At 47.4% G+C, this 20,689-nt stretch carries 15 protein-coding genes; 10 read left to right on the forward strand and 5 right to left on the reverse strand.

Annotated elements, in window-relative coordinates; all coding sequences use genetic code 11:
* Nucleotides 1-14 precede the first annotated feature (14 nt).
* Nucleotides 15-1,649: a DUF4139 domain-containing protein gene (locus H027_RS0113305; protein ID WP_024872948.1), complete on the forward strand. Its 1,635-nt coding sequence runs from the start codon at nucleotides 15-17 to the stop codon at nucleotides 1,647-1,649.
* 27 nt (nucleotides 1,650-1,676) lie between these two features.
* Nucleotides 1,677-3,404 (forward strand): single-stranded-DNA-specific exonuclease RecJ, encoded by a 1,728-nt coding sequence (gene recJ / locus H027_RS0113310; RefSeq protein WP_024872949.1) that lies wholly within the window; start codon nucleotides 1,677-1,679, stop codon nucleotides 3,402-3,404.
* A 42-nt stretch (nucleotides 3,405-3,446) separates the two neighbouring features.
* Here recJ and H027_RS0113315 read toward each other — a convergent pair whose 3' ends face one another.
* Both H027_RS0113315 and H027_RS0113320 read right to left on the reverse strand, forming a co-directional pair.
* Nucleotides 3,447-5,315 carry a methyl-accepting chemotaxis protein gene (locus tag H027_RS0113315; protein ID WP_024872950.1) on the reverse strand — a complete coding sequence of 623 codons (1,869 nt, stop codon included), beginning with the start codon at nucleotides 5,313-5,315 and terminating at the stop codon, nucleotides 3,447-3,449.
* Nucleotides 5,316-5,470: 155 nt separating this feature from the next.
* Complete coding sequence (locus H027_RS0113320) at nucleotides 5,471-7,351, reverse strand: methyl-accepting chemotaxis protein (protein WP_024872951.1); 1,881 nt, start codon at nucleotides 7,349-7,351, stop codon at nucleotides 5,471-5,473.
* Between the two features lie 283 nt (nucleotides 7,352-7,634).
* On the opposite strand from H027_RS0113320, the gene prfB reads away from it, so the two are divergent.
* The 5 genes from prfB to H027_RS0113345 all read left to right on the forward strand — a co-directional run bounded on the left by prfB (nucleotide 7,635) and on the right by H027_RS0113345 (nucleotide 14,301).
* Nucleotides 7,635-8,733 (forward strand): peptide chain release factor 2 gene (gene prfB / locus H027_RS0113325; RefSeq protein WP_152536726.1). Its coding sequence is split into 2 segments (ribosomal slippage): nucleotides 7,635-7,709 and nucleotides 7,711-8,733, totalling 1,098 coding nucleotides; the frame shifts between segments, so codons are not numbered across the junction.
* Nucleotides 8,734-8,750: 17 nt separating this feature from the next.
* The gene (gene lysS / locus H027_RS0113330; protein WP_024872953.1) at nucleotides 8,751-10,295 is read left to right on the forward strand and encodes a lysine--tRNA ligase; all 1,545 of its coding nucleotides are present in this window, start codon (nucleotides 8,751-8,753) and stop codon (nucleotides 10,293-10,295) included.
* Between the two features lie 57 nt (nucleotides 10,296-10,352).
* On the forward strand, nucleotides 10,353-11,945 hold the full coding sequence (locus tag H027_RS0113335) for an ABC-F family ATPase (RefSeq protein WP_024872954.1): 1,593 nt from the start codon (nucleotides 10,353-10,355) through the stop codon (nucleotides 11,943-11,945).
* A 325-nt stretch (nucleotides 11,946-12,270) separates the two neighbouring features.
* On the forward strand, nucleotides 12,271-13,026 hold the full coding sequence (gene modA / locus H027_RS0113340; RefSeq protein WP_024872955.1) for a molybdate ABC transporter substrate-binding protein: 756 nt from the start codon (nucleotides 12,271-12,273) through the stop codon (nucleotides 13,024-13,026).
* A gap of 99 nt (nucleotides 13,027-13,125) precedes the next feature.
* On the forward strand, nucleotides 13,126-14,301 hold the full coding sequence (locus tag H027_RS0113345; RefSeq protein WP_024872956.1) for a porin: 1,176 nt from the start codon (nucleotides 13,126-13,128) through the stop codon (nucleotides 14,299-14,301).
* A gap of 57 nt (nucleotides 14,302-14,358) precedes the next feature.
* On the opposite strand, the gene rimO is transcribed toward H027_RS0113345, so the two are convergent.
* Nucleotides 14,359-15,684, reverse strand: coding sequence for a 30S ribosomal protein S12 methylthiotransferase RimO (rimO, locus tag H027_RS0113350; protein ID WP_024872957.1), 1,326 nt, complete (start codon nucleotides 15,682-15,684; stop codon nucleotides 14,359-14,361).
* Between the two features lie 398 nt (nucleotides 15,685-16,082).
* Entirely contained in the window at nucleotides 16,083-17,042 is a 960-nt protein-coding gene (locus H027_RS0113355; protein ID WP_024872958.1) for a LysR family transcriptional regulator, read from the reverse strand.
* Nucleotides 17,043-17,201: 159 nt separating this feature from the next.
* Between H027_RS0113355 and H027_RS0113360 the strand changes: the two genes are divergently transcribed.
* From H027_RS0113360 to H027_RS0113370, 3 genes are read left to right on the forward strand one after another with little or no spacing between them, the layout of a single operon-like run.
* The gene (locus H027_RS0113360; protein ID WP_024872959.1) at nucleotides 17,202-17,510 is read left to right on the forward strand and encodes a DUF1330 domain-containing protein; all 309 of its coding nucleotides are present in this window, start codon (nucleotides 17,202-17,204) and stop codon (nucleotides 17,508-17,510) included.
* Between the two features lie 34 nt (nucleotides 17,511-17,544).
* Nucleotides 17,545-18,069 (forward strand): NAD(P)H-dependent oxidoreductase, encoded by a 525-nt coding sequence (locus H027_RS0113365; protein WP_024872960.1) that lies wholly within the window; start codon nucleotides 17,545-17,547, stop codon nucleotides 18,067-18,069.
* A gap of 46 nt (nucleotides 18,070-18,115) precedes the next feature.
* On the forward strand, nucleotides 18,116-19,120 hold the full coding sequence (locus H027_RS0113370; RefSeq protein WP_024872961.1) for an aldo/keto reductase: 1,005 nt from the start codon (nucleotides 18,116-18,118) through the stop codon (nucleotides 19,118-19,120).
* A 95-nt stretch (nucleotides 19,121-19,215) separates the two neighbouring features.
* Here H027_RS0113370 and H027_RS0113375 read toward each other — a convergent pair whose 3' ends face one another.
* Nucleotides 19,216-20,613 carry an MFS transporter gene (locus H027_RS0113375; RefSeq protein WP_202593443.1) on the reverse strand — a complete coding sequence of 466 codons (1,398 nt, stop codon included), beginning with the start codon at nucleotides 20,611-20,613 and terminating at the stop codon, nucleotides 19,216-19,218.
* Between the last annotated feature and the right edge of the window lie 76 nt (nucleotides 20,614-20,689).

Here is a 20,689-nt window from a genome sequence, read left to right on the forward strand (position 1 = left end):
TACGGGAGCGATCCATGCTTAATAATATGCTTGATAAAAAGACACGTATTTTTTCATTCAGTTTACTGGCACTGATGATGTCATCCGCGATGGCGGAACAAGTCGTGGAAAGTCAGATCTCGGCGGTGACTGTGTATCCTGCCTCTGCGACGGTCACCCGCACGTTTTCCGTTGAGTTGCCGGCAGGCCCTCAGACGGTTGTGATCACCGGGTTGCCATCAACACTGGATGAAAACTCACTGCGGATCACAGGCAGCGGTGATAAGAACAGTGTTGTCAGCAACATTGAAATTAAAAATGAGATCCGCAGTGAGCTGGTGCTTCCCCGGGCGAAAGAATTACAAGATAAACTGATTGCACAACAAGATCAGTTGGCATTGTTGCAGGCTGACAAGCTGGCATTGAATACGCAGCAAACGTATCTGCAAAAGCTGGCTGAACATGGCGGGAGTGGTCATTCCGATAATAAATCGTCAGACAGCAACGCGGCGCAATGGCGTACCGAATGGCAAACGCTGGGTTCAGGAATGAAAGAAATTGGTGCGGCCAAAGTGTCGCTGGCCAAGGACATCCGGGAATTAAAGCAGCAGATTGACAGCACACAACGTGAGCTCGAACAGATCAATAACCGCCAGCAGGATAAGAAAATTGCGGTGGTTCATTTGCAATCAGGTGGTGGTAAGTTGCTGATGAAACTGAATTATCAGTTAAATCAGGCGGGCTGGTATCCGGTGTATGATGCCAATCTGGATACACGACAAGGTAAACTGGCCGTGACACAGGCGGCGTATGTGCAGCAGAATAGCGGTGAAAACTGGGAGGGTGTGGCATTGACCCTGTCTACCTTGCAACCCAGTTCGGCGGTTGAACCGCCCAAGCTATCGAGCTGGTGGATTGATTATCAACACCCGGTCGCCCGAAATACCTTATTGAAATCAGCACCGCAGATGGCCGATGGTGCCAGTACGGAGATGATGTTGTCTGCCGCACCTGTCGCAGAACAACCGACATTGGTAGTGGATAGTGGTTACCATGTTTCCTATCAGGTGCCGGGAAAAATCAGCATCAATTCCAGTGTTGAAAAACAGCGGGTCATGCTGCAACAGCAGCAATGGCCTATCACGCTGAGTTTACTGGCCGTACCGCGGCTGGATACCCATGCATATCTGTACACCAAAGTGGAAAATCCATCCGCTACGCCATTATTGGCCGGCGAATGGCGGTTGCAACGGGATGGTGTCAGCGTGGGTAAGCTCGCGCAGCCATCGTTGGCACCTAAGGCTCAAATTTCACTGGGCTTCGGTGTGGATGATGCGGTCACACTGGATTGGCAGACGATAAAGAATGAGGCCGGAGAAACCGGCGTACTGAATAAACAACAAACAGTACAGCGCCACTATCAGTTAAAAGCCACCAACGGCCATGACAAACCGATGATGCTGACCGTATTGGATAGCTGGCCGACATCGAAACAACAGGATATCAAGGTCTCTGTGCTGGAAGGGACGGTCGCGCCGAAAGAACAGAATGTGAATCAGCAGGCAGGCGTTCAGCGGTGGGAATTGCCGTTGCCAGCCGGTAAGTCGGTGACACTCGACACCGGTTATCAGGTGACTTATCCGCAAGACAAGCAAATTGACAATCTTTGAACGCATTAATCATACAGATAATTCATGATGACTTTTAAACTTCGTCGCCGCCCACAGGTGGATGACTCTTTTTTACCGGCGGAGATTCCTGCCCGTCTGCGTCAGATTTACGCCAGCCGGGGGATCTCGCACCCTGATGAATTAAACCGCTCAGCCAGTCATTTGCTGGCACCGCAAGGGCTTAAAGATTTACCGCAGGCGCTCGCCTTGCTGACCGAGGCATTAGAGCAGCAGCAACAGATTGTCATCGTGGGTGATTTTGACTGTGATGGCGCAACCAGTACAGCCCTGATGATGCTGGCCTTAAGGGCGATGGGGGCGCAAAACGTAGCTTATCTGGTGCCTAACCGTTTTGAATACGGTTATGGCTTAAGCCCGGAAATTGCCATGCTGGCGGCACAACAACACGCAGAATTGCTGATCACGGTGGATAACGGGATTTCCAGTCTGGCGGGAGTTGACGTGGCGCGGCAGCAGGGGATGAAGGTATTGATCACCGATCATCATTTACCCGGTGCGGAATTGCCACACGCCGATGCCATCGTGAATCCCAATCAGCAAGGCTGCGGGTTCGGTTCGGGTAATCTGGCGGGCGTCGGTGTTGCCTTTTATCTGATGGCGGCATTACGCAGCCATCTGCTGCAGCTTGGCTGGTTTGCCCAAAAGAACATCACGCCACCGAATGTGGCAGATTATCTGGATCTGGTAGCGCTGGGAACCGTCGCCGATGTGGTGGCGCTGGATAACAACAATCGGATATTGGTGTATCAAGGTTTACAGCGCATCCGTGCCGGGAAATGCCGGGCCGGGATCAAGGCACTATGTGAAGTGGCCGGACGCGATCTCTCACGGCTGACCGCCAACGATCTGGGCTATTTTCTCGGCCCGCGATTGAATGCGGTCGGGCGTCTGGATGATATGACCATGGGGATTGCCTGTCTGCTCTCTAATGATGAGACTGTGGCGCGTCATCTGGCTTCGCAGATGGATGCACTCAATCAGGAACGCAAGGCCATCGAAGGCAGTATGCAACAGGAAGCGCTGGCGACCCTGTCTCGTCTGAAAGCGTTGGAGGGGGATTTGCCCGCTGCATTGGTGCTGCATCAGGATGACTGGCATCAGGGGGTCGTGGGTTTGGTGGCCTCCCGGATCAAAGAACAGTATCACCGTCCGGTATTTGCATTTGCTGAAAGTAGTGACGAGGAACTGAAAGGTTCCGGGCGTTCAATTCCCGGTCTGCATATGCGTGATGCTCTGGAACGCTTAGATCAACTGCATCCGGGGCTGATCAGTAAATATGGCGGTCATGCGATGGCGGCAGGGTTGTCGTTACCTAAAGCAAGTCTGGTACCTTTCCGTGAGCGATTTACGGCACTGGTTGCCGAATGGCTAACTGAAGAGCAATTAACGGGCATCGTATTAACCGATGGGGAATTGTTTCCGCAGGAGTTCTCGCTGGAGATGGTTGAAGCATTACGTAACGCCGGGCCTTGGGGGCAAGCGTTTCCTGAACCATGTTTTGATGGAGTGTTCCATCTGAAGCATCAGAAACTGGTTGGCAGCAAACATCTTAAAATGGAAGTGGAAGTACCGAATGGGCCACGACTCGATGCGATTGCATTCAATGTTGATCTTGCTCGCTGGCCGGATGCATCGGTCGGACAAGTGCAGTTAGTCTATCGTCTGGATATCAATGAATGGCGAGGTCAGCGTTCCGTTCAGCTTCTGGTGGAACAGTTAGTGGCTGTCAGATAATAAAAAGCCCCGCAGAGCGGGGCTGGAAGATCCTTTTACGGTTTACAAAATAAAATGCGCCACCTTGCTGCTGAGATCGGCGGCATGTGCTTGCAGATTTTTAGCATCTTCCTGCGCATGCACCGCATCTGTAGCCAGTTCATCGGCGACATCCTTAACGGCAGTCACGTTCGTGGTGATTTCACCTGTAACATGACTTTGTTCTTCTGCCGCTGTTGCAATCTGGTTGGCCATATCGGAAATGGAGCTTACCGCACGCGTTATTTCCTCTAATGCGGCAGAGGCATCCAGCGCATCCTGCACACTGTGAGCGGCCATATCCTGACTTTTAGCCATAATGCTGACGGCTTTCTGCGTGGTGCGTTGCAAGGTCTCAATGGTGGATTGAATTTCAGTGGTGGAGGCCGCTGTGCGTTGTGATAGCACGCGAACTTCATCGGCTACCACGGCGAAGCCACGCCCTTGCTCACCGGCACGCGCTGCTTCAATGGCGGCATTCAGTGCCAGCAGATTGGTTTGTTCCGCAATTCCCTGAATGGTTGCCAGAATGCCGCTAATTTCCTGCGCATGACGCTCCAGTTGTGCAATAACTTCGGTGGCATCAGAGACACCATCTGAAAGTTGGCTGATCGATTGCCGCGTTTTATTAACCAGCGATTTACCAGCCTCACTGCTTTCTGATGATTGGATAGCGGCGGCTGCAGTACGCTCTGCATTACCGGCAATTTCCTGGGTGGCGGAAGCCATTTCCGTCACGGCGGTTGCGACCATCGTGATTTCTTGTTGCTGGCGACTGAGTTCATGAACAGATGTCTGGCTACGTTTTAAACCCTGATCTGCATCATCATCGATGCTGCTTGCCAATGAACGAATATGCGTGATCAACTCATGCAGACTGCCGACAAAGCGGTTGAAATTGGTTGCCAGCAGGCCAATTTCATCCTGATGGCTGAGAGGGATACGCTGGGTCAGATCCCCTTTACCGTCAGCTATCGTTTGTAACGCGCTGGAGACGGTTTTCAGTGGTTTAAACAGGTAGTTGATCAAAAGGCTGAGCGCCAGACTGAAAATGCCGCCGATCACCAATGCAATCAAGATCTGCTGGAGCAGTTTGCTGTAAAGCGGGGCCATCAGGGTCGTTTTATCCAGCGCAAATAGAATATTCCATTCGGTGTTAGGCACTGGAACGGTCAAGACGAGTTTTTCCGCATCACCAATGTGAATAGATTGCAGGCTATTACTTTGGATCGATTGCTCTAAAAAAGCTGGCGTAATATCGGGGGTTAATTCGCTGACCGGTTTTAGAATTCGATTTTTATCTTTATAGGCGATTAACGTTCCATCTTTAAGCAGCAACATGGCTTCGCCATTGGCCTGAATATTGAGGTTATTGATGGTATTAATAATGCTATCAATATCAATTACCCCAGATACCACACCATGACTAACCGGGGCAGAAAAGGCCACGATCAGTTTTTTCATCGATGCGCTGATATAGGGTTTGGATAATGTGGGCTGACCGGCTGCCTTGGTGTCTTTGTACCAGTCCCGTTTTCTGGGGTCATAACTGGTACGATCAATGGTCGGATCCGCATCAACCATCTTGCCGTTTTCATCACCATAAAAGGCCAGCGCAAAATTACCTGAGGTACGAGCCTGCACTAAATGGCTGACCAAGTCCGGGCTATCAACGGTGTCACTTAACCCTTTGATAATACTGTGTCGTACACTAACCCAATCGCTGATACCCCGCGAGATCTCTGTGCCTACACTCTTCAGATTTTGATAGCTTTGTTGTAACAACAGGTTCTTTTGTGAGGAATAAAAGGTGGTAGAAAGTAAAACAATAATAGTCAGAATAGCCAGATTAACGAGTAGCAGAATCTTGGCTTTCAGTGAATGTTTGAACATAGAGCAGATCTCTTAAGATGTAGTCATCTCTATAAGCATAGATGAGTTTTGTTAAACGATAATGTAACTACAGTCCGGTTTTGTCTGGTTTAAATAAATTAAAAAGCCAGTATTTTCAAAATACTGGCTTTCTACATACTGCAATATCAGCGGTATTACAGAATAAAATGTGCCACCTTGCCATTCAGGTCGTCAGCCTGACGCTGTAACTGATGCGCGTCATCTTCAGCCTGAATTGCGCCACTGGCAACTTCGTCAGCAACATCTTTAATTGCGGTGACGTTCGTGGTGATTTCACCCGTGACATGGCTTTGTTCTTCAGCCGCAGTCGCGATCTGATTGGCCATATCAGAGATAGAACTGACTGCCCGCGTGATTTCTTCCAGTGCGCTGGAGGCATCCAAGGCATCCTGCACACTGTGGGCGGCCATCTCACGACTTTTCTCCATCATGCTGACGGCTTTTTGTGTTGTGCGTTGCAGAGTCTCAATCGTGGATTGAATTTCGGTGGTAGAGGCGGCCGTCCGTTGTGATAACACGCGCACTTCATCGGCAACGACCGCAAAGCCACGACCTTGTTCACCGGCGCGCGCGGCTTCAATGGCCGCATTCAGTGCCAGCAGGTTGGTTTGTTCTGCAATCCCCTGGATGGTTGCCAGAATGCCACTAATTTCTTGCGCATGGCGATCCAACTGTGCGATGACATCGGTTGCATCAGAAACCCCGTCTGCCAGATGGCTGATGGATTCCCGTGTTTTGTTGACCAGTGATTTACCAGCTTCGCTGCTTTCAGACGACTGGATGGCGCTGGCCGCGGTCTGCTCTGCGTTATTGGCAATTTCCTGGGTGGCCGATGCCATTTCTGTTACAGCAGTAGCAACCATCGCAATTTCTTGCTGCTGGCGGCTGAGTTCCTGCACTGAGGTTTTGGTGCGGCGTAAACCTTGCGTTGCTTCATCACCAATGTTTTTCGCTTGCTGACGAACATGGGCGATCAACTGATGCAAACTATCGACAAATTTATTGAAGTTGGCGGCTAATTGCCCCACTTCATCCCGGTTGTGTAATGGAATGCGCTGGGTCAGATCGCCGTTACCATCCGCAATTTTGGCCAAAGCCTGAGAAACCACACTGAGAGGGCGGAACAATGCATTACACATCAAGGCAAAGCCACTCAGAGAAATCAGCAATACCACCACAAGCACACCGATACTGGTCCACATCTGAGTATATAGCGGGGCGGTGACTTTATCGTTATCCAGCACCAGTACCAGCAATTGATCTTGTCCACTTACCGGGGTGGCATAAACACGTTCAGTCCGGCCATTGTGTTGTACCAGACGGAATTCATCCGCTTTCATATTGCTGAGCGTTGCGTAATCCAGACCGGGATATAGTTTACTTATCGGTTGGGATAATTGTTCTTTTTCAGTATGAACCAGAATGATGCCATTGTTGTTGATTAAAAAGGCACTGCCATCACCCGGTAATTGTACTTTGCGCAACTGATTTAACAGCTCAGTCACCGTCACATCGACACCCAGAATGGCGGACGTCTGACCGTTTTGTTGTACGGCTTTACCCAAAGAAACAACAAATTGTCCGGTTGCGGCCGCAATCGACGGCGGTGAAACGTAAACAGCGCCGGGGTTAGCCTGGGCTTTCTGATACCAATCCCACTTACGGGGATCATCATTGCCAGGAGGGAGCACCACACCATTGGCATTTAGCTGTGTACCATCTGGACGGGCATAAAATACGTTATCAAATTCACCGGAAACACGGGCCTGCTGTAATGCTTTAACAATATCGCCATTGTTGGTCGGATCAGCCTGAAACGCTTTCATGGCGGCACCTTTGCTGTTGAACCAATAGTTCACACTGGCAGCAAATGTGTTGCCGATATTTTTTACTTGCTCGCTCAACTGCGTTTCAAGACGCGACTTGGCTTCGAAAAAGGTTTCGGTTGTTAAAATCACGCCAACCAGCAATATGGCAGCACTTGCTGCCAGCGAAAGCTTGTTTTTTAGTGACATTGTGTTCATCGTATTTCAGACCCCAGACAAGTGGTTAATCGTTGTTATTGTTTTGTTTGAATATCAGTAATAGTAGCTTACATTCATAAGCGCTAAACAAAGATTGTGCCGAAATTTACGCTAATCTACTAATAAAGCTAGCTGCTGCTGATTCATTCGCTTTTATTTAAACCATTCTCTGTATTGATGCGTGGCATTGATCACATTAACCCTGTTTATTCCGCGACCTATCCGTTAAAATAGCGCGTTTTTTATAAATCCTACCTGAGAGAGAATCCCTTCAATGTTTGAAGTGAATCCTGTATTGAATAAACTCAAGGAGTTGTCTGAACGGACCGAACTCCTGAGGGGGTACCTTTGACTACGACGCTAAGAAAGAGCGTCTGGAAGAAGTAAGTGCCGAATTAGAACAACCTGAAGTCTGGAATGAACCGGAAAAAGCGCAGGCGCTGGGTAAAGAGCGTGTTGCCCTTGAAGGTGTGGTGAAGACCATCGACGTGCTGACTCAGGGTGCCGAAGATATCGAATTGCTGGTTTCCATGGCGGTGGAAGGGGAAGACGAAGAGACTTTCCACGAAGCTGAAACAGAGCTGGCCGCGCTGGAGAAAAAGCTGGAAGATCTGGAATTCCGCCGTATGTTCTCCGGAGATCACGATGCTTCCGATTGCTATATGGATATCCAATCCGGCTCCGGTGGTACCGAAGCGCAAGATTGGGCCAATATGGTCTTGCGTATGTACCTGCGTTGGGGTGAAGCTCATGGCTTCAAACCTGAATTGATCGAATGCTCCGAAGGTGAAGTTGCCGGTATCAAATCTGCCACCATCAAGTTCACTGGCGAATATGCGTTTGGCTGGCTGCGTACTGAAACGGGCGTACATCGTCTGGTGCGTAAATCGCCGTTTGACTCAGGCGGTCGTCGTCATACCTCTTTCTGTTCTGCATTCGTTTATCCGGAAATTGATGACGATTTTGAAATCGACATTAATCCAGCGGATCTGCGTATCGACGTTTACCGTGCATCCGGTGCCGGTGGCCAGCACGTTAACCGTACAGAATCTGCGGTGCGTATTACCCACATTCCAACGAATACCGTTGTGCAGTGTCAGAACGATCGTTCCCAGCATAAGAACAAAGATCAGGCGATGAAGCAGTTGAAAGCGAAACTGTATGAGCTTGAAATTCAGAAACAGAATGCGGAAAAACAGGCGCTGGAAGAGACGAAATCAGACATCGGCTGGGGCAGTCAGATCCGTTCTTATGTATTAGACGATTCGCGCATTAAAGATTTGCGTACTGGTGTTGAAACCCGTAACACGCAATCAGTACTCGATGGCGATCTGGACAAATTTATTGAAGCCAGCCTGAAATCCGGGCTGTAATCCAAGCAGGAATCATCATGTCAGAACAAAACCAAACTACTGAAAACGAACTGGACGTTCAGGAATTTAATAATGAAATGACGCAGCGCCGTGCCAAACTGGCTGAACTGCGTACCAAGGGTAATCCGTTCCCGAACGATTTCCGTCGTGATCAGATTTCCAGCGATTTGCACGCGGCTTTTGACAACAAGACTCAGGAAGAACTGGAAGCTGGCAAACATTATGTGAAGATCGCCGGTCGTATCATGACTCGCCGTATCATGGGTAAGGCTGCTTTCGCTACCCTGCAAGATATGGGCGGCAAGATCCAGATTTACGTGACTCGTGATGACCTGCCAGAAGGTTTTTACAACGAACAGTTCAAAAAATGGGACTTGGGCGACATCGTTGGCGTGGAAGGCTACATGTTCCGTACCAATACTGGCGAGCTGTCTGTGCACACCACCAGCATTCGTCTGCTGACCAAGGCACTGCGCCCGCTGCCAGAAAAACATAAAGGCCTGACCGATCAGGAAGCGCGCTGCCGTCAGCGTTACCTGGATCTGATCGCTAATGAAGATTCCCGCCGTACCTTCCAGATCCGTAATCAGGTGATCAACGGTATCCGTAACTTCCTGAACAACAAACAGTTCATGGAAGTAGAAACTCCGATGATGCAAGTCATTCCTGGCGGTGCGTCTGCGCGTCCGTTCATCACGCACCACAATGCGCTGGATATCGACATGTATCTGCGTATTGCACCAGAGCTGTATCTGAAACGTCTGGTGGTCGGTGGTTTCGAGCGTGTCTATGAAATCAACCGTAACTTCCGTAACGAAGGTATCTCTGTTCGTCATAACCCAGAATTCACCATGCTGGAATTCTATATGGCGTATGCAGACTACAACGATCTGATGGATCTGACCGAAGAGATGCTGCGCACACTGGCACAGGATATCCACGGCACCACTAAAGTTCGTTACGCGAAAGACGGCGAAGAAGGTATCGAAATCGACTTCGGTCAGCCATTTGCGCGCATGACTATGGTTGAATCTATCCTGAAATATGCCAACGACGTGAAAGCGGAAGAGCTGACTACGCTGGAAGGCGCAATTGCGGTAGCAAAACGTCACCACATCGAGCTGATGAAAAGCTGGGAACTGGGCCATGTGATCACGGCAATTTTCGAAGAAACCGCAGAACACATGCTGCATCAGCCAACTTTCATCACCGAATACCCAGCGGCTGTATCACCTCTGGCGCGTCGTAATGATGAGAACCCAGAAGTCACTGACCGCTTTGAATTCTTCATCGGTGGTCGTGAAATCGCCAACGGTTTCTCTGAGCTGAACGATGCAGAAGATCAGGCTGAACGCTTCCAGGCACAGGTTGCCCAGAAAGAAGCGGGTGATGACGAAGCAATGTTCTACGATGCAGACTTCGTCACCGCGCTGGAACACGGTTTGCCACCAACAGCCGGTCAGGGTATCGGTATCGACCGTCTGGTGATGTTGTTCACCAACAGCCACACTATCCGCGATGTGATCCTGTTCCCGGCATTACGCCCGAACAACAACAAGTAATCCGGAAGAATATAGGCGGCTCCGGTTTCGGGGCCGTTTTTTTATAAGGTAATTAAAGTGCTTAGTACCAATAACATCACAATGCAGTTCGGCTCTAAGCCACTGTTTGAAAATATCTCTGTCAAATTTGGCGGTGGTAATCGTTACGGCCTGATCGGTGCCAATGGTTGTGGTAAATCCACCTTCATGAAAATCATGGGTGGCGATCTGGAACCGACCGCCGGCAATGTCGCGCTCGATCCGAATGAACGTATCGGTAAGCTGCGTCAGGATCAGTTTGCGTATGAAGATAAGCGCGTCCTGGACGTGGTCATGATGGGACACACCGAACTGTGGGCGGCCATTCATGAGCGCGATAGCATTTATGCGAATCCGGAAGCGACCGATGATGACTATATGCACGCGGCTGAGCTGGAAGCCAAAGTAGCAGAATATGACGGCTATACTGCCGAAGCACGCGCTGGCGAACTGTTGCTGGGTGTCGGTATTCCGGTAGAACAGCACAACGGTCTGATGAGCGAAGTGGCTCCGGGCTGGAAACTGCGTGTGCTGCTGGCGCAGGCGCTGTTTTCCAATCCAGATATTCTGTTGCTCGACGAACCAACCAACAACTTGGATATCAATACCATCCGCTGGCTGGAAGAGACACTGAACGCGCGTGAAAGTACCATGGTTATCATCTCGCATGACCGTCACTTCCTGAACATGGTTTGTACCCATATGGCGGATCTGGATTACGGCGAACTGCGTGTTTATCCGGGCAACTATGACGAATACATGACCGCAGCGACGCAGGCGCGGGAACGTCTGCTGGCCGACAACGCGAAGAAGAAAGCGCAGATTGCTGATCTGCAATCATTCGTTTCTCGTTTCAGTGCCAATGCATCCAAATCCCGTCAGGCAACATCACGTCTGAAACAGATCGATAAGATCAAGATTGAAGAAGTGAAAGCCTCCAGCCGTCAGAACCCGTTCATCCGTTTTGAACAGGATAAGAAGCTGTATCGCAACATTCTGGAAATCGAAAACCTGAGCAAAGGCTATGACAATGGCCCGCTGTTCAAAGGTTTCAACATGATGATGGAAGTAGGCGAAAAGGTGGCGGTCATCGGTACCAACGGCATCGGTAAATCCACGCTGATCAAGACGCTGGTGGGCGAACTGACACCGGATAGCGGTTCGATCAAATGGTCGGAAAATGCCAAGATCGGCTATTACGCGCAGGATCATGCGGAAGACTTCGACACCGACCTGACCGTGTTTGACTGGATGTGCCAGTGGAAACAGGAAGGCGATGATGAGCAGGCGGTGCGCAGCATACTGGGGCGTTTGCTGTTCGGTCAGGACGACATCAAGAAGAAAGTCAAAGTGCTGTCTGGTGGTGAAAAGGGCCGTATGTTGTTCGGTAAACTGATGATGGAAAAACCGAACATCCTGATCATGGACGAACCAACCAACCACTTGGATATGGAATCGATCGAATCGCTGAATATGGCGCTGGAGATGTATCAGGGCACACTGATTTTCGTCTCGCACGACCGTGAATTCGTAAGCTCACTGGCGGGTCGTATTCTGGAAATCACTCCTGAGAAGATCATCGACTTCGGTGGCAACTACGAAGATTATCTGCGTAGTCAGGGTATTGAATAGTCCAGATTAGTAAATGTGCTCATGAACCCGGCCCAGTATCTTGGCCGGGTTTTTTTATGCCTTAAATCTGTGCGTAATGTCACATTTGTCATGTTTTAGTGGTGGTTGTGCAACAAAATGCATATCCAGTTTGTGTGTTTTGTTCATGCATCAAGAGAACACAAGAAAATCGAATTTAGTAAAAACTCTTTATTTTATATATACATATAATAATTTATCTCTGTTTTTGGTTTGTTTTGCTTTTGGCTGGATTGTCTCATTTCATTTTTGGTAGGAATTGTGCATCAGTATGCATAACGCAAAGTAGATACTCAGGGAGAAACTTATGCTGCCATCACCGAAACATCCACTCACACTGGCCTTATTAGTATTACTGCCAAGTTTAAGCATGGCTGACGAAGTTAAAGTCGCCGTTGCCGCCAATTTTCAGCAACCGTTGGAAGAGATTGCCAAATCATTCAAGCAAGATACGGGCAATACCTTACTGATATCTGCGGGTTCCACCGGTAAATTATTTACCCAGATTCAGAATGGGGCACCTTTTGAAGTCATGATCAGTGCTGACAGCAAAACCCCCAAAAAACTGGTGAAGTCGGAACTGGCGCTGGCTGATACCCAATTCACCTACGCCAAAGGACAACTGGTGTTATGGTCTGCCGATTCGACAAAAGTGGATGCAGCGGGTGCGGTCTTGAAAAGCGCAAGTTATAGCCATTTGGCAGTTGGTAACCCAAAAACTGCACCGTATGGCGCTGCTGCCTTTGAGGCGTTGGATAAACTGGGATTGACATCAACAGTGAGTGCCAAATTGGTTCAGGGCGAAAACATTATGCAGGTACAACAATTTGTTGAGAGTGGTAATGCTGAACTGGGTTTTGTTGCGTTGTCACAGGTTTATAAAGACGGGAAAATCACAAAAGGATCTGCTTGGATTGTTCCAGCTTCATTATATAGCCCGTTAACACAAGATGCTGTGTTACTGAAAAAGGGTGAAGATAATCCAGCGGCTACCGCCTTGCTAAATTACCTCAAGGGTAATAAAGCAAAATCTATTATGCATAGTTATGGTTATCTTGATTAATTAAAACAAATAATCGTTATTTTTTAATTTAATTAAAAATATTTTTAAGTGAGCATTCTGTTCAAAGGGTGCTTTTTATCTGAAATAAGGATTTTGATGATGAAAAGATTAATTTTGACATCTGTTGGTTTATTTGTGGCAACCCAGGCGAATGCCGTTTCTTTAGTTAATAACGAATATGGCGCTATTGATATGTCTGGCCGCGCTTATGCGGGGCATATATTTGGCGATGCCCGTGACAGCGAATTATATGGCTCCAATACCTTTATGCGGTTGGGTTTAAAAGGTAAAACCAAGATTGATGAAAAAAATACAGCAATAGGTGCCTATGAAGGTCAGTTGAATGTCGGTGACAAGGCTACACCTTCCACCGTTCCCACAAACGATACCGAGAAAAATGACAGTGTAGCGACTCGTCTGGCCTATGGTGGTGTAAGTAACAGCGATTTTGGTGTGGTCACATTTGGGCGCCAGAATGGGGCTGCGAATCTGGTGACATCATGGACCGATGTCGCCCTGACAGATGGTTATGGCAACCATGGGCTGGGAGTTGGCGTCGATAAGTTTGCGACCAAACGGGCGACGGACGTGCTGAAATACTCCGGCACGTTCGGCAATCTGCAGTTTGATGCGGATTATAAATTCCGCAATGCGCAGGATACCTGTGCCGATGCGCCTTGCACGGGTGGCAGCTCGGAGACTGTAACAGATAAAAATAATGCAGCGTATGGAGCGGCAGCAGCCTATAAAATGACTTCACTCATCAGTGCCGGTGCTTCCTATACCGTTGGTAAGCAGGGTGCTCTGGATGATGCATCACTGTGGACTGCCGGTCTGAAATTCGATGATAAAGCATGGTATGCCGCATTTAATTTTGGCAAGGGTAACAACTGGGTTTTCAAATCGACATCGACCACGACAACAACCGCCAATCTGACCACCGGCAAAGTAACCAGTAGCACGACAACGGCCACGACACTTTATGACCATACTGGTTATGAAGCCGCGTTAGGATATAGTTTTCTGAATGGGGTTGGATTAATGTCTACCTGGAATAAACAGGTTGCTGAAAACAGTGCGGGAGTGAAAGAAGATACCGTTAATTATTATACCTTGGGTACCAGCTATAAATTTAATCGCCGTTTAATGATTATGGCGGAATACCGAATTAATAATAAAGAAGCTACGTCTTTTTTACCCGTTAAAGATCCTGTAACGGGATCGGCTGTTGATGCAGCGAATGATTTCCAACTAGCAATGAAATATGATTTTTAAAAAATAATTAAAATAAAGGCCGGTATTATGCCGGCCTTATTTATTTCTGGCGTATCATTAACGAATAACAGAACCCCACAGATCATATTCGTCAGCATTTTCTATTTTAACTCTGACAATATCACCTAGTTTCAGTGACGTTTCATCGTTTAAATAAACGACACCATCAATTTCTGGCGCATCGGCAAAACTACGGCCAATTGCACCTTCTTCGTCAACTTCATCAATGATGACATCCAACTCACGTCCGATCTTGGCGGCCAGACGGCGGGCTGAGATCTTCTGTTGCAGTTCCATGAAGCGGTGGAAGCGTTCTTCCTTAATTTCCTCAGGCACTGGATCTGGCAATTCGTTGGCTTTAGCACCATCAACCGGGCTGTATTTGAAGCAACCAACACGGTCCAGTTCCGCTTTCTCGAGGAAATCGAGCAGCATCTGGAAGTCTTCTTCTGTTTCCCCTGGGAAACCGACGATGAAAGTTGAACGCAGAGTCAGATCCGGGCAGATACGACGCCATTCCTGAATTCGTTCCAGCGTGCGCTCCACGGCGCCCGGACGTTTCATCAGCTTCAGAATACGCGGGCTGGCATGTTGCAGCGGAATATCCAGATACGGCAGGATCTTGCCTTCAGCCATCAGGGGGATCACATCATCCACATGCGGATAAGGGTAGACATAATGCAGACGCACCCACATGCCCATCTTGGACAACTCTTCGCATAAACCGAGCATGCTGGTTTTGACTGGTGAGCCTTCATAGAAACCGGTACGGTGTTTAATATCAGCACCGTAGGCCGAGGTATCTTGCGAAATCACCAGAATCTCTTTGACGCCGGCATTTTTTAGGCGCTTAGCTTCACCCAATACATCACCGATGGTGCGGCTGTCGAGATCGCCACGCATCGATGGAATGATGCAGAAGGTACAACGGTGATTACACCCTTCGGAAATTTTCAGATAGGCGTAGTGTTTTGGTGTCAGTTTGACACCTTGCTCCGGCACCAGGCTCAGGAACGGATTATGTTCAGGTTTCGGTGCGTATTTATGAACATGACCTAATACCTGCTCATAGGCGTGCGGGCCGGAAATTTCCAGCACCTTGGGGTGCACTTCGCGGATTTGATCTTCTTTCGCACCCAGACAGCCAGTCACGATCACTTTGCCGTTTTCCTGCAATGCTTCACCGATCGCTTCCAGTGATTCTTGTACTGCGCTGTCAATAAAGCCGCAGGTGTTAACAATGACCAGTTCGGCGTTGTCGTAATTGTTTACAACGTCATAACCTTCAGTACGCAGTTGCGTCAAAATGCGTTCCGCATCGACAAGATTTTTAGGGCAGCCCAAGCTGATTACACCAACCCGAGGCGCGTGAGTATTTTTCATATTCATAGTGTTCAAATATTGCTCAATTTCTACTGTTGAGAAAACCGGCGGATCATACCTTTTTTAACAAAATGAATACATGATTTTTAGACGCAATCATTAGATGTGTTGTACTAGTCCGGGGCAAGGAAGTACGTAACGGCACTACAAAATGCGAAATGCCATAGAACGCTTTTGGAAAATTTTCGTGTTAGCGCAAACTATGAACAAGGATAGCCTGACATAAGAAAAAGTATGTCCAAACCTCTGAAATTCGTTATGTCACCTGGTCTGGTATTGGAACTCACCATTCACTAGGTAGTGGTAGAAGTTTGTCAGTTCAATGGCCACTCACAGATAATTAAAGGGATAAGCCAACCAGTTATATCTCCTTATACCAGCCATGGAACAATGAGTTTTTATTCCTGATACGCAAAATTTGCCAGTTTTTCCAATGGAATGTGTAGGGTTGTGTCATTTTCAAAGTGCTTAAGCAAATGATCTACAGTTGCTTTAACTCTAGGGGCAATGAAAGAACGATGCGGGTACTGGATCACCATTTCGTAATTGCCTGGATCGTATTGTCCCCAAAGAACTGTATTTAATTTTCCTTGTTCAAGAAGCGGATAAGCAATACGAACACCCACTTGAGCGATCCCTAAACCTGCTTCTGCTGCTTGTAGCAACGCTTCTGGCGAGGATATTTTTAATACGGCTGGTTCTGGATCGAGAAGAGACAAGCTACCGTCTTCACTTTTGAATCCCCATGGGCTTACTCGTCCCCCTAAAAAACGGCGCACGAGCAAACGATGTTCTTTTAAATCGTCCGGGCATTGAGGAACACCATGTTGGGATAAATATGCTGGCGCGGCAACAAGCACCGTATTGAGTTGACAGACTGGCCGCGTGATCAATGAGGAGTCAACAATGCGTCCACCTCGGATCGCAATGTCATACCCATCACGAACCAAATCGACGACACGATCATCAAAATCGGCCTCTATCAATAAATGCGGATATTGAGCCATTAACCCAGGAAGTGCCGGAAGAAGTTGCTCTTTGCCAAAAGAAGCGCTGGTTGAAATTTTGACATGACCACTCATTTCCATTTTTCTGGCCACAATATTGTCTACGGCCGTTTCTAAGGCTTCCAGTGCAATTCGTGACTGGGCCAGAAATGCTTCGCCATCCTCAGTGAGATTTATTTTTCGAGTGGTTCGGTTCATTAACCGAACACCGAGTACTTGTTCCAATCCTGCAATATTTTTACTAACCGCGGCTGGGCTGATACCAAGCTTTCTGGCGGCTGCTGTAAAGCTATTTAAATCGGCAGCTTCGACAAATGAGAGTATCGCTCTGACATGCTGTGAAACTTCCATACGCAATCCTCATTGCTGGTGTGGTTCAAAATGCGCACTTCAATTATTAACTATGGGTTAAATATTCTTCAACCATACATGCCATTAAAGTTATAAATAGTTTGACTCATACTGCGTCACACAAGTTGAGAGTGACTAACTGAGGCATCTGTGAATTCAATGGAAAAACCAAATCCTGCGTATTTTATTTTCGATGTAAAAATCCACAACTTAGACGGCATGAAAGTCTATAGAGAAACGGTGGAGTCCACTTACAAACGTTACGGTGGTAAACGAATTGCACTTGGTGGTGATGTGATCACGATAGAAGGCCTGCCACCGCAGGGGCATGTCGTAATGCTCCAATTCGACAGCATGGAAAAAGCTAAGGCATGGCACGATTCGCCAGAATATCAGGAAATTTTCCGTGACCGTGTTGCGTGTGCTGACTCAAATGTGTGGCTCGTTGAAGGCGTAGCCGCTGATTAGGCATAAACCTTTTTCTTACATTTTGGAGATAAAAATGAAAACTCTTGTGATTGTGTCACACCCTTATCCTGACCGTTCAAATGCAATTAAGTCGCTGGAAAACATAGTTCAGGGCTTACCAGGTGTCACCGTAAGAAATCTGGAATCCTTGTACGGTGATGATATGACCCAATTTGATGTGGCTGCTGAGCAAGCCGCATATGAGGGTGTTGAGCGCGTGATCTTTATGTTCCCAATTCACTGGTTCAATTTAACGCCGATGCTGAAAGCTTACTTAAATGCCGTCTGGAGTTATGGCTGGGCATTCGGACCAGAAGGCATTGCATTAAAAAACAAAGAAATGCTGGTCATCACTACAGCAGGGGCAACTCAGTTCACCTACTCAAAGGATGGGCTTATCAATAGCACCATAGATGAGGTTTTGACGCCGATGAAGTCCAGTGCTTTATATGTAGGAATGACCTATGCCGAACCGATTGCGTTTTATGAAGCGATGGCTCCTTCTGTCGAAAAGCTGAATAAATTCAAGCAAGTTATTCATGAAAGGCTGGCTGATTAGAACGCGTTAGGTCGTTGTCATACGCATAATTTAGATAGGTATGCTCATGGAATATACAAAATTAGGGAATACAGAGTTGAATGTTTCCCGGATCTGTATGGGATGTATGGGGTTCGGAGACCCCACTAATGGAATGCATAGCTGGACACTTGATTATCAGTATTCTCTGGAAATCATTAAACGAGGTCTTGAACTTGGCATCAATTTTTTTGATACCGCAATCAGCTATCAGAATGGTACAAGTGAGCAATATCTTGGTCAGGCATTAAAAGCGTTAGCGCCTCGTCATGATGTCGTCGTCGCAACAAAATTTATGCCTCGAACACCAGAACAACTTAACCAAATCTCCACGCAAAACCACATTGAAACGATGCTCAATAGGAGTCTATCCAATCTCGGGATGGAGTATATCGATTTATACATTCTTCATATGTGGGATCACCGTAGCAATCTGTATGATGTGATGGAAGGTCTCAATAATGCGGTAAAGGCGGGTAAGGTTCGTCATATTGGCGTCTCGAATTGTTTTGCTTGGCAACTTGCTGAAGCAAATGCGCTGGCTGAGCGGGAAGGGTTTGCCAAATTTGTCTCTGTTCAAGGTCACTACAATCTGATTTACCGTGAAGAAGAACGGGAAATGAAACCATATTGTGATTTAAAAAACATAGCACTTACCCCATACAGCGTCTTAGCCAGTGGTCGTTTGGCCAAAAGATCTGATGAAATCTCGAAGCGTTTGTCAGAGGATGCATTTGCTAAGTTTAAATACGATGCAACTGCGGAGCAGGATAGATTGGTCATTCAAAGAGTGGTTGCACTGGCTGAAAAATATGCGGTATCCATGACAGAAATATCCCTTGCCTGGTTGCTCACCAAAGTGACATCTCCAGTTGTGGGTACAACTAAAATCAGCAATATCGAAACAGCAGTGAAAGCAACTGATCTTGCGTTCTCTGAAATTGATATTTCTTATCTGGAAGAGTTATATACACCTCACCATCTGGCTGGGATCATGGCACAAAATACACCTAAAAATCATGTCACCTACTGAGGTCTGGGACATGACCATATAAATGATGTCGGCTGCTCAATTATTTGCATTTCAGACTTTTTAATCTTTGAGCAAGTTTGCCATATCATCGCACTTTATTTTTTAATCCGACTAATACTGAATAAAATGGCTAAAAATACTGAGCCAGAAGCAAACCACAACCCTTGGTGAACAGTATTTTCAGAATAGATAAATGTGTGTCCAGAACCCATAGCATCAGATCGGGAGAGCATAATACCAATCAGCGTGGTGCCAAGGCATTGGCCAAACGTTCTCATCATTGCCAGTACGCCAGAAGCATAACTGCTAAAATTTGTCGCCACATTTGCCATCATTTCCCGGTTATTTGGGCTTTGGAACAAACCAAAACCAATACCACAGACCAAACTTCGTAAGACAATATCTGTGACTGAGGGCGTTTGTGGTAAACCGATCAATAGGATTAACCCGATACAAAAGACGACCAGACCAAACGTTGAAATCATCGCCGGATTTTTCTTATCAGCTAACCGCCCCGCATGTGGGGCCGCCAGAATAATCCCTATCGGCCAGGGAAGAAAAAGCAGGGCTGATATTAAAGGGCTATAGCCATAAACACTTTCGTATAAGAATGGTAGTGCGATAAAAGTAATGCCCTGAGCGATAAAAGAAACGAAGGACGTAATTGCCGATAAAGAAAACCGTCGATTCGCAAATATTTCTAAAGGCAGCAAGGGCGCAATGGCTTTGCGCTGGCGGTAAATGAATGCCATTCCGCTCACTAAGATGGCTATCGCATAAAGTGCAGCAAGATTTTTGTTATTTCCGGAAATATGTTTAGAAAACGTGTTCGCACACAAAATGGTGCTGCCCAACATGATCACAGAAAATAGTGCGCCTAGTTTATCTAACGGCCGGGTATCAAGCTGCGCAGGTTTGGGTAGAAATTGTTTAGAAAAAATGACTGCGCTCATTCCTAACGGAATGTTGATCAAAAATAGCCATGACCAGTTTAACGTCGCTAACAAAGTGCCACTAACCAAGGGGGCGACTGCAGTACATGATGCAATTAATAATGCATTTATTCCTAAAATCCGCCCAAGTAATCGAGTTGGGAAAATAGTCCTGAGGAGTGCGGGAGCAATACTGAGCGTTGCTGCGCCACCAATTCCCTGAATAAAACGCATCATTACGAGTACGGATAATGACGATGACAAAGCACAGCCAGCAGAAGACAAGGTAAAAACAATCAATCCACCAATAAACTGTGTACGAAAACCCACTCGTGTTGCCAATGCTGAAAAAATAGCAAGAGACATCGTAACAGAGAGTAAGTAGCTATTGGCAATCCACACCGCATCAGAAGCAGCAACACCCAATGATGTTGCCATTTGAGGTAATGCGATATTAATCATCGAACCGTCGAAAACATTCATTGTGGTCGTGACCATGATCGCCAGCATTGCAAATAATCGTTCTTTACCTGGCAACCCATCATCACCGGGTTGATTCATGAATAGTGTCATCTATGTTTACCTCGCTCCTTTGAACGATTAGCAATATAAATTGCCTGTACATATGGCGGAAGAA

This window comes from Tolumonas lignilytica, from assembly GCF_000527035.1.
Classification (GTDB): Bacteria; Pseudomonadota; Gammaproteobacteria; order Enterobacterales; family Aeromonadaceae; genus Tolumonas; species Tolumonas lignilytica.